We start from the raw sequence: 12,937 nt of genomic DNA, 5'->3' as shown, positions 1-12,937 counted from the left end.
GGAGCCCCGTTCTCTTCTGTTCGCGATATGTCTTCACACCGATTCAAACGGGGCCGGTGCCGGGGCACAACCGGCACCGGGTCGGGGTATCCACCCAGTTCTCCCCTAGGGGGCGGCACCCGGCCGCCCCCACGGGTGCGCGCGGTCTGGGACTCAGTGGGTGCGCGCGGTGGCGGCCACGACCAGCTCGCGCAGCGGCCTCCGGGCGGCGTCGTCCAGTTCCGGGCTCTCCAGGGCCGTGACCGCCTCCTCGGCGTAGCCCTCGATCATCTTCTCGCAGGCGTCCAGCGCTCCCGAGCGCTCGATCAGCGAGCACATCCACGCCACCGACTCCGCCGACAGGTCCGGCGCGCCCAGCAGCGAGCGGAACCGCTCGCCGTCGGCGGCCTCCGCCCGGGCCAGGGTCTCGGCGACGATCAGCGTGCGCTTGCCCTCGCGCAGGTCGTCCCCGGCCGGCTTGCCGGTGGTGCCCGGATCGCCGAACACGCCCAGGACGTCGTCGCGCAGCTGGAAGGCGACACCGAGCGGCATCCCGTAGGCCGTGTAGACCGCACCCAGGCCGTCCAGGCGACCCGCCAGGGCCGCGCCGACGTGCAGCGGGCGCTCCACCGTGTACTTGGCGGCCTTGTACCGCATGACCCGCAGGGCCGCCTCGCGCGAGGCCGTGCCGCGCACCTGCTCCAGGGTGTCCAGGTACTGCCCCGCCATCACCTCGGTGCGCATGGCGTCGAAGGGCGGTCGCGCGTCCTGCAGCGTCCGCAGCGGGAACCCGCTGGCCTGGAACATCTCGTCCGACCACACCAGGCACAGGTCGCCGATGAGGACCGCGGCGCCCTGGCCGAACTCGTCGGCGTCGCCGCTCCACCGGTGGTCGGCGTGGAGCGCGGCCAGGCGCTTGTGGGTGGCGGGCAGGCCGCGCCGCGTGTCGCTGTTGTCGATGACGTCGTCGTGGATCAGGGCGCAGGCCTGGAGGAACTCCAGCGCGGCGGCGGCGCGGGCCACCCGCTCGTCCTCGGCGGCGCCCCCGGCGCCCCTCCAGCCCCAGTAGAGGAAGGTCGGGCGCAGGCGCTTGCCGCCGGCGATCATCGCCTCCAACGCGTCCATGGCCGGCGCGAGCTCCTCGCCGATCGCCAGGACCTGGGCGCGGTGGTCGGCGCAGAACGCGGCCAGCTCGCGGTCGACGGCGGAGCGGATGGCGGTGACGGGTGAGGCGGAAGAGGAAGAAGAAGGGGCCATACCCAGCACAGTAGCGGCTGACGCGCGGGCCGCAGCGCGGCTCGCGAGCCCCCGACCGAGCCGGGTCGCCGCGATGGCGATCCTGACATTCTCCCGGGAGATCTCACGTATTGGGACGTCTTTTCCGCGGTGCCCGGGAGTCCTCGCCTAAGGTTGGAGTCATGCTCGCTGCACCGACACGCCCCGTGGCGCTCCGAAACCCCTCACCCCGCCCCCGGCACATCCGAGAGCTGCTCCACGCGGGCGAGCCGCTGTTCTCCTTCGAGTTCTTCCCGCCCCGAACCGAGCTGGCGCAGGAGCGCCTGTGGCGCGCGATCCGCGAGATCGAGGCCCTCGGCCCCTCGTTCGTGTCCGTCACCTACGGGGCCGGCGGCAGCACCCGCGGCATGACCGTCGAGACCACCGAGCGCATCGCGACCGACACCACGCTGCTGCCGGTCGCGCACATGACCCTGGTCGACCACTCGGTCGCCGAACTGCGCCACCTCATCGGCCGCTTCGCCGACGCGGGCGTGTCGAACATGCTGGCCGTGCGCGGGGACCCGCCCGGCGACCCCGACGGCGAGTGGGTGCGCCACCCCCAGGGGCTCACCTACACCGAGGAACTGGTGCGCCTGCTCAAGGAGAGCGGCGACTTCTGCGTGGGCGTGGCGGCCTTCCCCTACAAGCACCCGCGCTCGGCGGACGTGGAGACCGACACCGACCACTTCGTGCGCAAGTGCGACGCGGGCGCGGACTACGCCATCACCCAGATGTTCTTCGACCCGGAGGACTACCTGCGGCTGCGCGACCGCGTGGCGGCGCGCGGGTGCGAGGTGCCGATCATCCCCGAGGTCTTCCCGGTGGTGCGCACGTCGTTCATCCCGCGCTCCGAGCAGCTGTCGGGTGCGAAGTTCCCGGCCGATCTGGCGGCGAAGTTCGAGAGCTTCGGCGACGACGCCGAGTCCGTGCGCGCCTTCGGTATCGAGTACGCCCAGCGCATGTGCCAGCGGCTGCTGGCCGAGGGCGCACCGGGCATCCACTTCATCACCTCGAACCGGTCCACGGCCACCAGGCAGATCTATCGGGAGGTCTCCGGTCGTCGGGAGGACCGCTCAGCGGGAGCCGCGCGGCCATGATCGCGAAGGGCTGACCGGGGCTGCCGGGGAAGGTGAACTCCTCCAGCACCTCGGTGAACCCGCACGAGAGGTACAGGTGGCGCGCCACGGAGGGTCCCGCACGCGTGGACAGCACCGCGGTGCGCTCCGGCCTGTCCCGTGACAGGGCGTGCAGCATGGCCCGGCCGACGCCCCTGCCCTGCGCCTCCGGTCGGACGTGGACCTCGGCGATCTCCAGGGGGTCGGACAGGTAGCGGCGCACGTCGCGGGTCCGGCCTCGGGTGCGCAGCCCCTCCACGACCGTGTCGTGCCACCACTGGCCGGGTCTGCCGTGGAAGGCGTAGGCGAAGCCGGCGGCGTCCGTGCCGCTCAGGGCGACGACGGAGCGGAACCCGGGGTAGGAGGCGTGGCCGTCCATGATGGCGGCCCGCCCGGGCAGCTGCTCCGGGGGCGGGCGCATGGCCGCCTCGTACACCTCCAGGAGTGCGGGGACGGCGTGCGAGAACGTCCGTGGGTCCAGTTCACGCAGCTCGGTGTCGTCTACCACGGACCAACACTATGCCCGCCCGGTCCGCGCGCGGGTGCTTGACGACCCGCGCGGCCTGCGGTTAACTGGGCGTATCGAACAGGAGTTCGATCACCGCCGGTTCGGCCGGCGGCGCGGCGGCGCGGCCGGCGTGGGGAGGGGAAGCCCCAAGGCCCGGCCGCGCCGCTCTCGTTCACACCACTCGCGTGCCGGATCCCGGGAGCGGGGGGAGCCGACACGACGAGAACCGGCAGTCCAGGGCGGCTACCGGTTCTGGTCAGTGCGGGCGTGCCCAGGTCAGAAGGCGTCGACGGCCCGGCGCGCCTCGGGGTCGAGAACGCCCCAGTTGATGAGCTCCTCGGTCAGGTCCGAGGGCGACTTGTCGTAGATGACCGCGAGTGAGCGCAGGTCCTCCTGGCGGATGGACAGCACGCGCCCGTTGTAGTCGCCGCGCTGGCTCTGGATGGTGGCCACGTAGCGCGACAGCGGACCCGCCTTCTCCTGCGGGACCTGCTGCATGCGCTCGAGGTCGATGACGAGCTTGGGTGTGGGGCCCAGCGGGGTGGGTGCGGCGCCGCCGGGCAGCAGCTCCGACATCGGGACACCGTAGAAGTCGGCGAGCTCGGCGAGCTTCTGGACAGTGACCGCACGGTCGCCACGTTCGTAGGAGCCGACCACGACGGCCTTCCAGCGCCCGTGGGACTTCTCCTCCACCCCGTGCAGGGACAGGCCCTGCTGGGTGCGGATGGCACGCAGTCGCGCACCGAGGGACTTCGCGTATTCGGATGGCATGTTCTTGTCGCTCCCGGCCGTGACGGTGGCTGGATCGGAGGGGGATGTGGACCGTTCGCCCGCCCGCCCGGCTGAGCGGACCGGCAGTTCGGTGACGGGGCGCAACCCCACCCGGTATTGATTACAGACAGTGACGCTAGGACGGTCTGGCTCCCAGGTCAAGCCGTTGGGGTGAAACGCGACGAATCAGTGGCCAAACCGTGTGTAGGTGAGACTCCTCTCATGTCCGGATCGATCGGGGCGAGAGGGGGCACACCGGGAGGGCGAAAAGCCCGCTCCTACAGGGAATTTCAGCTTTTGCACCAGGTAAGGATGTATCCGTCTTGTCATGGTTTGGCTACTCTCGGGCGCGAAACTGCCCACATGGGGTGTGACTAGAGTCACACTCTCCGAAGCGGTCACCGCCCCTCATCTCGGGCTCCGTGATCTCCGCTGGTAGCGTGGGGCGCATCGACATCCTTTAACGACCTGTTCTGTGAGGCAGGGAAGGGGTCATCACTTTGTGTGCGCAAAAACAAGCAAGAGGTGACGGCGAGGGCTCCGTGCCCCCGACGCCACCGGAGGTGCCCGACGGCACCCGGGCCGTGCTCGACGGCCCCGAGATCAACCGGGCCCTGACCCGCATCGCCCACGAGGTGCTCGAACGCACCAAGGGCGCGCGGGACGTGACCCTCCTGGGCATCCCCTCCCGCGGCGTCCCGCTCGCCCAGCGCCTGGCGCGGCGCATCGAACGCGTCGAGGACCTCGGAGTCCCCGTCGGATCCCTCGACATCACCATGTACCGCGACGACCTGCGCCTGGCACCCGCGCGCGCCCTCGGCAGGACCGAGATCCCCGTGGGCGGGCTCGACGACCGCGTCGTCGTCCTCGTGGACGACGTCCTCTTCTCCGGTCGCACCGTGCGCGCCGCCCTGGACGCCCTGGGCGACCTCGGGCGCCCCCGCGCCGTCCAGCTCGCCGTCCTGGTCGACCGCGGCCACCGCGAGCTGCCCATCCGCGCCGACTACGTGGGCAAGAACCTGCCCACCTCGCTGCGCGAGAACGTCACCGTGCGCCTGGAGGAGACCGACGGGCACGACGCCGTCCTCCTCGGACCGGCCCGCCCGTCGCCCGCCACCACCCTCAAACGACGGCCTTCGGCCGCAGAGTCTCCCTCTTCCCGCACCCGCACGGCCCCCGACACCGCCGAGGGGAACGCCTGATGCGCCACCTGCTGTCCACCGGCGACCTGTCCCGCGACGAGGCCACCCTCATCCTGGACACGGCCGAGGAGCTCGCCCAGGTCGGCGACCGATCCGTCAAGAAGCTGCCGACCCTGCGGGGCCGCACCGTCGTCAACCTCTTCTACGAGGACTCCACCCGCACCCGCACGTCCTTCGAACTGGCCGCCAAGCGCCTGTCCGCCGACGTCATCAACTTCTCCGCCAAGGGCTCCAGCGTCTCCAAGGGCGAGAGCCTCAAGGACACCGCGCTGACCCTGCAGGCCATGGGAGCCGACGGCGTCGTCATCCGCCACAGCGCCTCCGGCGCCGCGCACCGGCTCGCCAACTGGGTCGACGGCTCCGTGCTCAACGCGGGCGACGGCACCCACGAGCACCCCACCCAGGCGCTCCTGGACGCCTTCACCATGCGCTCCCGGCTCGGCCGCCTGGAGGGCCTGCGCGTGGCGATCGTCGGCGACATCCTGCACAGCCGTGTCGCCCGCTCCAACGTGCTCCTGCTCACCACCCTGGGCGCGCACGTGACCCTGGTCGCGCCGCCCACCCTGCTGCCGGTCTCGGTCCACACCTGGTCGTGCGAGGTCTCCTACGACCTCGACGACGTCCTGCCCAAGTCCGACGTGGTCATGCTGCTGCGCGTCCAGGCCGAACGCATGCACGAGTCCTTCTTCCCCTCCGAGCGCGAGTACAGCCGGGGCTTCGGACTCGATGGCGAGCGCCTGCGACGCATGCCGCAGGACGCCATCGTCATGCACCCCGGACCGATGGTGCGCGGAATGGAGATCTCCGCCGAGGTCGCCGACTCCCCGCGCTGCACCGTCACCGAACAGGTCACCAACGGCGTCAGCCTGCGCATGGCCGTGCTCTACCTGCTGCTCGGCGGGTCCTGAACAGCGGCACCGGCACGCCCTCCGACCACACGGGGCGCCCGCGCCCGACCGCCCCGACGGCCGCCCGAAGAACGGTCCGCGCCGACGGGCGGCCACCGAGCCTGACTCCACACGAATCACGAGGAAGCCACACCGCGATGCCCGACACCAACGCACCGCACCTGATCCGCGGCGCCCGTCCGCTCGGCGGCGATCCCGTCGACCTCCTGCTCGCCGACGGCAGGATCGCCGAGGCGGGCCCCGGCCTGACCGCCCCCGAGGGCGCCGAGATCGTCGACGCCACCGGCCTGGTCGCCCTGCCCGGGCTGGTGGACCTGCACACCCACCTGCGCGAGCCCGGCCGCGAGGACGCCGAGACCGTCGCCACCGGGTCGCGCTCGGCCGCCATGGGCGGCTACACCGCCGTGCACGCCATGGCCAACACCGACCCCGTCGCCGACACCGCCGGCGTCGTCGAGCAGGTCTGGCGCCTGGGCCGCGAGGCCGGGTACTGCGACGTGCGCCCGGTCGGCGCCGTCACCATCGGCCTGGCCGGCGAGCGCCTCTCCGAGATCGGCGCCATGGCCGACTCCGCGGCCCGCGTCCGCGTCTTCTCCGACGACGGGATCTGCGTCTCCGACGCCCTGCTCATGCGGCGCGCGCTGGAGTACGTCAAGGCCTTCGACGGCGTCATCGCCCAGCACGCCCAGGAACCGCGCCTGACCGAGGGCGCCCAGATGAACGAGGGCTGCGTCTCCGACCGCCTCGGCCTTCCGGGCTGGCCCGCGGTCGCCGAGGAGGCGATCATCGCCCGCGACTGCCTGCTCGCCCAGCACGTCGGCTCCCGCCTGCACGTGTGCCACGTCTCCACCAAGGGCTCGGTCGACATCATCCGCTGGGCCAAGGCGCGCGGCTGCGACGTCACCGCCGAGGTCACACCCCACCACCTGCTTCTCACCGACGAACTGGTGGAGAGCTACGATCCGATCTACAAGGTCAACCCGCCGCTGCGCACCGCCGAGGACGTCCGGGCACTGCGCGAGGGTCTGGCCGACGGCACCATCGACATCGTCGCCACCGACCACGCGCCGCACCCGGCGGAGGCCAAGGAGACCGAGTGGTCCACGGCCGCCATGGGGATGGTGGGTCTGGAGACCGCGCTCGCGGTGGTGCAGGAGACCATGGTCGACACCGGCCTGCTCACCTGGGCCGAGGTCGCCGAACGCATGTCCACCGTCCCGGCCCGCATCGGCCGGGTCGACGGGCACGGGCGCGGCCTCGCCGTCGGCGAGCCCGCCAACGTCGTCCTGTACGACCCCGCGGCGCCCGTGGCGGTGGACGGGGGAGCCATGGCCACGAAGAGCGGCAACACGCCCTTCCGGGGCATGACCCTGCCGGGCCGTGTCCACGCCACGTTCCTGCGCGGCGTCCCGACCGTCCTGGAAGGCAAGATCAAGTGAGCAGAGCAGAGAACGCCCAGGTACGGCCTGGCGCGGTAGAGGGGGGCAACGTGTCCGAGGCAACGGGCGGTCCGGCGATTCTGGTGCTCGAGGACGGCCGCGTCTTCCACGGCCGCTCCTTCGGCGCCGTCGGCGAGACCTTCGGCGAGGCCGTCTTCAACACCGGCATGACCGGCTACCAGGAGACCCTCACCGACCCCTCCTACCACCGGCAGATCGTCGTGATGACCGCGCCGCACATCGGCAACACCGGCGTCAACGACGACGACCCCGAGTCCGGCCGGATCTGGGTCGCCGGATACGTCGTCCGCGAGCCCGCGCGCATCCCCTCCAACTGGCGTGCCCAGCGCACCCTCGACGAGGAGCTGCGCCGCCAGGGTGTGGTCGGCATCGCCCTCACCGGCACCCGCGCCCTCACCCGCCACCTGCGCGACCGGGGCGCCATGCGCGCCGCCGTCAGCTCCGTGGAGACCGACCCCCAGGCACTGCTCGCCCGTGTCCTGGAACAGCCGGCCATGGCCGGCGCCGACCTGGCGGCCCAGGTCAGCACCGACGCGCCGTACGAGGTCCTGCCGCCCGAGGGCGTCCAGACCCGCTTCCACGTCGCCGCGGTCGACCTGGGCATCAAGGCGATGACCCCGCAGCGCCTCGCCGAGCGCGGCTGCCGCGTCACCGTGCTGCCCTCGTCCGCCACAGCCGAGGACATCCTCGCCCTGGACCCGGACGGCGTGTTCTTCAGCAACGGTCCCGGCGACCCCGCCACCGCCGACGGCCCCGTGGCCGCGATGCGCGGAGTGCTGGACGCGGGCACGCCGCTGTTCGGCATCTGCTTCGGCAACCAGATCCTGGGCCGATCCCTGGGCCTGGGCACCTACAAGCTCCGCTTCGGGCACCGCGGCGTCAACCAGCCGGTCCGCGACACCCGTACGACCAAGGTCGCCATCACCAGCCAGAACCACGGCTTCGCCGTCGACGCGCCGCTCGACACGCCCTTCGACACCCCCTACGGCCGGGCCGAGGTCAGCCACATCGGCCTCAACGACCAGGTCGTCGAGGGCCTGCGGCTGCTGGACCGCCCCGTGTTCAGCGTCCAGTTCCACCCGGAGGCCGCCGCCGGCCCCCACGACGCCGCCGCACTCTTCGACGAGTTCTGCGACCTGATGTCCGCCCAGCCCGCACCGGCTGCCAAGCAGTAAGAGGAAGAGCATGCCGCGCCGTAGTGACCTTTCATCCGTCCTCGTGGTCGGCTCCGGTCCGATCGTCATCGGGCAGGCGGCCGAGTTCGACTACTCGGGAACCCAGGCCTGCCGGGTTCTGCGGGCCGAGGGCCTGCGGGTCATCCTGGTCAACTCCAACCCGGCCACGATCATGACCGACCCCGAGATCGCCGACGCCACCTACGTCGAGCCGATCACGACCGAGATGATCGAGAAGATCATCGCCAAGGAGCGCCCCGACGCCCTGCTGCCCACACTGGGCGGGCAGACCGCGCTCAACGCCGCCGTCGCCCTGGACGAGTCCGGCGTCCTGGCCAAGTACGACGTCGAGCTCATCGGCGCCAACATCGAGGCCATCCAGTCCGGCGAGGACCGCGAGTCCTTCAAGGGCATCGTCGAGCGCGTCGGCGGCGAGTCCGCCCGCTCGCGCATCTGCCACTCCCTCCAGGAGTGCCTGGAGGCCGCCGAGGAGCTGAACTACCCCGTCGTCGTGCGCCCGTCCTTCACCATGGGCGGCGCCGGGTCCGGCTTCGCCCACGACGAGGCCGAACTGCGCCGCATCGCCGGACAGGGCCTGGCGCTCTCGCCGACCACCGAGGTGCTCCTGGAGGAGTCCATCCTCGGCTGGAAGGAGTACGAGCTGGAGCTGATGCGCGACACCAACGACAACGTCGTGGTCGTGTGCTCCATCGAGAACCTCGACCCCATGGGCGTGCACACCGGTGACTCCATCACCGTGGCCCCCGCCATGACCCTGACCGACCGCGAGTACCAGAGGCTCCGCGACATCGGCATCGCGGTCATCCGCGAGGTCGGTGTGGACACCGGCGGCTGCAACATCCAGTTCGCCGTGCACCCCACCACCGGCCGGATCATCGTCATCGAGATGAACCCGCGCGTGTCCCGCTCCTCGGCTCTGGCCTCCAAGGCCACCGGCTTCCCGATCGCCAAGATCGCGGCCAAACTCGCCGTCGGCTACACGCTCGACGAGATCCCCAACGACATCACCCAGGAGACCCCGGCCAGCTTCGAGCCCACGCTCGACTACGTGGTCGTCAAGGTCCCCCGGTTCGCCTTCGAGAAGTTCCCCGGGGCCGACCCCGCCCTGACCACGACCATGAAGTCCGTGGGTGAGGCCATGGCCATCGGCCGGTCCTTCCCCGAAGCGCTGCAGAAGGCCATGCGCTCCCTGGAGAAGGCCGGCGTCGGCCTGACCTGGGCGGGCGAGCCCGGGGACAAGGACGAGCTGCTGCGCCTGTCCGCGACCCCGACCGAGCACCGGCTCCGCCAGGTCCAGCAGGCCCTGCGCGCCGGCGCCACCGTCGAGGAGCTGCACGAGGCCACCCGCATCGACCCCTGGTTCCTGGACCAGATGCTGCGCCTGGAGGAGGCCGCCCGCGACCTGGCCGCCGCGCCCAAGCTCGACGCCGAGCAGCTGCGCGCCGTCAAGGGCCTGGGCTTCTCCGACCTCCAGATCGGCGAGATCACCGGCAAGCCCGAGGAGGTCGTGCGCGAGCTGCGCCACGCCCTGGGCATCCACCCCGTCTACCTCACCGTGGACACCTGCGCGGCCGAGTTCGCCGCACAGACGCCGTACCTGTACTCCAGCTACGACGAGGAGACCGAGGTCCCCCAGGGCGAGCGGCCCAAGATCATCATCCTGGGCTCGGGGCCCAACCGCATCGGCCAGGGCGTCGAGTTCGACTACTCCTGCGTCCACGCCTCCTTCGCGCTCTCCGACGCCGGCTACGAGACCGTGATGGTCAACTGCAACCCCGAGACCGTCTCGACCGACTACGACACCAGCGACCGGCTCTACTTCGAGCCGCTCACCCTGGAGGACGTGCTGGAGGTCGTGCGCGCCGAGCAGCTCACCGGCACGGTCGCCGGCGTCATCGTCCAGCTGGGCGGTCAGACCCCGCTGGGCCTCGCCCGCCGCCTCAAGGACGCCGGTGTGCCCATCATCGGCACCAGCCCCGAGGCCATCGACCTGGCCGAGGACCGCGGCGCGTTCGGCAGGGTCCTGGCCAAGGCCGGACTCCCCGCGCCCAAGTACGGCACCGCCCACTCCTTCGAGGAGGCCAAGACCGCCGCCGACGAGATCGGCTACCCGGTCATGGTCCGCCCGTCCTACGTCCTGGGCGGACGCGGCATGGAGATCGTCTACAGCGAGACCATGCTCGCCGACTACATCGAGCGCAACGCCGAGGTCAGCCCCGAGCACCCGGTGCTGATCGACCGCTTCCTCGACGACGCCATCGAGATCGACGTCGACGCCCTCTACGACGGGCGCGACCTGTACCTGGGCGGCGTCATGGAGCACATCGAGGAGGCCGGCATCCACTCCGGCGACTCCGCGTGCACCCTGCCCTCCATCACCCTGGGCAGCGACGACATCGAGCGGATCCGCTACTCCACCGAGGCCATCGCCCGCGGTACCGGGGTGCGGGGCCTGCTCAACGTCCAGTACGCGCTCGCCTCCGGGGTGCTCTACGTGCTGGAGGCCAACCCCCGCGCCTCGCGCACCGTGCCGTTCGTGTCCAAGGCCACGGCGGTGCCGTTGGCCAAGGCCGCGGCCCGCGTCATGGCCGGGACCCCGATCGCCGACCTGCGCGCCGAGGGCATGCTGCCGGCCTCCGGTGACGGCGGCGACCTGCCCGCCGACGCCCCGGTGTCGGTGAAGGAGGCCGTGCTGCCCTTCAACCGGTTCATCAACAAGGAGGGCGAGGGCGTCGACACCATCCTCGGCCCGGAGATGCGCTCCACCGGCGAGGTCATGGGCCTGGACGTGGAGTTCGGCTCGGCCTACGCCAAGTCGCAGCTGGCCGTCAACGGCTCGCTGCCGACGGAGGGCAGGGTCTTCGTCTCGGTCGCCAACCGCGACAAGCGCTCGATGATCTTCCCGGTCAAGCGCCTGGCCGACCTCGGCTTCGAGATCCTCGCCACCGAGGGCACCGCGGTGGTGCTGCGCCGCAACGGCGTGCACGCCACGGTGGTGCGCAAGCACAGCGAGGGCGCCGGCCCCGAGGGCGAGCCCACCATCGTGCGGCTCATCCACGAGGGCGGTGTCGACCTGGTCGTCAACACCCCCTTCGGCGGAGCCGGGCAGGCCGGGCCCCGCCTGGACGGGTACGAGATCCGCACCGCGGCCGTCCTGCGCGGCATCCCCAGCGTCACCACCGTGCAGGGGCTGGCCGCCGCGGTCCAGGCGATCGAGGCGCGGGTGCGCGGTGACGTGGGCGTGCGCTCCCTCCAGGAGCACGCGAGCGCCCTCACCGAGCGCCGTCAGGCGTAGGGCGCAGGCGGGGTTCCGGAGGACCCGACGGTGTGCTCCACAGGAAGGGCACCGCCGTAGGCGTCCGTTGAGGGTGGTGGCGGACGACGGGCGGGCGAGGGAGTGCGCCGAAGGGCCCGAAGGTCCCCGTACCTCCGGCGCCCGGGCACGAACCGAAGCGAAGCCGAGGTTCGGGGGAACACAGCCTAGGCTGTACGTCCGGGCCGCATCCGCCGGGTGCGGCCCCCTGACGGGCTGTAGAGTGCGGGCGCCGCGGGCCACGGGCCCCGGCGTCCGCACCGCCGAGGTGAGAGAGGTTTGCGCCACACCATGAGCGACAACGGACCGGTGCAGGTCAGGTGCCCCGTGCTGAACGTGCGCAGGGTGGACGCCTACTACGCCATCACCGTCGTCGCCCCGGGCATAGCCGAGCGCTTCCGCTCGGGCCAGTTCGTCTCGGTGTCGGTGGGCGGCGACCACTCCAGCACGCTGCTGCGCCGCCCCTTCGCCATCCACGACGTCAAGCCCGACTACGGCGGCACCGTCGAGTTCCTGTTCTCCGTGCGCGGGACCGGGACCGCCTGGCTGGCCGAGCGAAGATCACGCGACCTGCTCGACGTGGTCGGCCCGCTGGGGCGCCCGTTCCCGCTGCCCCGCGACCCGGTCAACTGCGTGCTCGTGGGCGGAGGGTCCGGCAGCGCCCCGCTCTTCCCGCTGGCGCAGTCGCTGCGGCGGCGCGGCTGCCGGGTGGACTTCGTCCTGGGCGCGGCCTCGGCCGACCGGGTGTTCAGCGCCATCACCGCCCGCCGCGTCGCGGAGACCGCGGTCTTCACCACCGACGACGGGTCCTTCGGTACCCGCGGACGCGTCACCGACGTCCTGGGGCGGGTCATCGAGGAGGCCCGTTCCGACGTGGTCTACGCCTGCGGGCCGATGCCGATGCTGCGCGCCGCCACCGCCGTGGCCGGCACGCACGGCATCCCCGTGCAGGTCTCGGTCGAGGAGACCATGGCCTGCGGCACCGGGATCTGCATGACCTGCGTGGTCCCGGTGGTGGGGGACGACGGCATCACCCGCATGGTGCGCTCCTGCGTGGACGGCCCGGTCTTCCGGGGCGAGCAGGTGCGCTTCGACGACGTCGGCTCGATCCCCTTCGACGCCCTGGGCGCGCCCGGGTGGAAGGGCTCCAGCGCCGCGCGGGCCGCCGAGTCGGCCCGCGACATCGCCTGAGGGCCCCTTCCGCCCC

Annotated in this window: 10 protein-coding genes; 7 read left to right on the top strand and 3 right to left on the bottom strand. The window is 71.8% G+C overall.

Going from position 1 to position 12,937, the window contains the following annotated elements:
- Positions 1–153 precede the first annotated feature (153 nt).
- Positions 154–1,236 carry a polyprenyl synthetase family protein gene (locus M1P99_RS02420; RefSeq protein ID WP_304451051.1) on the bottom strand — a complete coding sequence of 361 codons (1,083 nt, stop codon included), beginning with the start codon at positions 1,234–1,236 and terminating at the stop codon, positions 154–156.
- 251 nt (positions 1,237–1,487) lie between these two features.
- On the opposite strand from M1P99_RS02420, the gene metF reads away from it, so the two are divergent.
- On the top strand, positions 1,488–2,354 hold the full coding sequence (gene metF / locus M1P99_RS02415) for a methylenetetrahydrofolate reductase [NAD(P)H] (protein ID WP_304455541.1): 867 nt from the start codon (positions 1,488–1,490) through the stop codon (positions 2,352–2,354).
- Here metF and M1P99_RS02410 read toward each other — a convergent pair.
- On the bottom strand, positions 2,263–2,880 hold the full coding sequence (locus M1P99_RS02410; RefSeq protein WP_304451050.1) for a GNAT family N-acetyltransferase: 618 nt from the start codon (positions 2,878–2,880) through the stop codon (positions 2,263–2,265). The genes metF and M1P99_RS02410 overlap by 92 nt on opposite strands.
- 276 nt (positions 2,881–3,156) lie before the next feature.
- The gene (locus tag M1P99_RS02405; protein WP_053615297.1) at positions 3,157–3,651 is read right to left on the bottom strand and encodes a transcriptional regulator; all 495 of its coding nucleotides are present in this window, start codon (positions 3,649–3,651) and stop codon (positions 3,157–3,159) included.
- A gap of 563 nt (positions 3,652–4,214) precedes the next feature.
- Between M1P99_RS02405 and pyrR the strand changes: the two genes are divergently transcribed.
- The 6 genes from pyrR to M1P99_RS02375 all read left to right on the top strand — a co-directional run bounded on the left by pyrR (position 4,215) and on the right by M1P99_RS02375 (position 12,921).
- Entirely contained in the window at positions 4,215–4,853 is a 639-nt protein-coding gene (gene pyrR, locus M1P99_RS02400) for a bifunctional pyr operon transcriptional regulator/uracil phosphoribosyltransferase PyrR (RefSeq protein WP_304455540.1), read from the top strand.
- Positions 4,853–5,761: an aspartate carbamoyltransferase catalytic subunit gene (locus M1P99_RS02395; RefSeq protein ID WP_304451049.1), complete on the top strand. Its 909-nt coding sequence runs from the start codon at positions 4,853–4,855 to the stop codon at positions 5,759–5,761. Before pyrR ends, M1P99_RS02395 begins: the two co-directional genes overlap by 1 nt.
- Before the next feature lie 137 nt (positions 5,762–5,898).
- Positions 5,899–7,200 (top strand): dihydroorotase, encoded by a 1,302-nt coding sequence (locus tag M1P99_RS02390; RefSeq protein ID WP_304451048.1) that lies wholly within the window; start codon positions 5,899–5,901, stop codon positions 7,198–7,200.
- A 50-nt stretch (positions 7,201–7,250) separates the two neighbouring features.
- A complete protein-coding gene (gene carA / locus M1P99_RS02385; RefSeq protein ID WP_304451047.1) occupies positions 7,251–8,396 on the top strand; it encodes a glutamine-hydrolyzing carbamoyl-phosphate synthase small subunit in 1,146 nt (381 codons plus the stop codon).
- A gap of 10 nt (positions 8,397–8,406) precedes the next feature.
- The gene (gene carB / locus M1P99_RS02380) at positions 8,407–11,712 is read left to right on the top strand and encodes a carbamoyl-phosphate synthase large subunit (protein WP_304451046.1); all 3,306 of its coding nucleotides are present in this window, start codon (positions 8,407–8,409) and stop codon (positions 11,710–11,712) included.
- A gap of 309 nt (positions 11,713–12,021) precedes the next feature.
- Entirely contained in the window at positions 12,022–12,921 is a 900-nt protein-coding gene (locus M1P99_RS02375; protein ID WP_304451045.1) for a dihydroorotate dehydrogenase electron transfer subunit, read from the top strand.
- The last annotated feature ends 16 nt before the right edge of the window (positions 12,922–12,937 follow it).

It is taken from the genome of Nocardiopsis sp. YSL2 (genome assembly GCF_030555055.1).
GTDB lineage: Bacteria > Actinomycetota > Actinomycetes > Streptosporangiales > Streptosporangiaceae > Nocardiopsis.
This window is presented reverse-complemented; position numbering and strand designations above follow the sequence as displayed.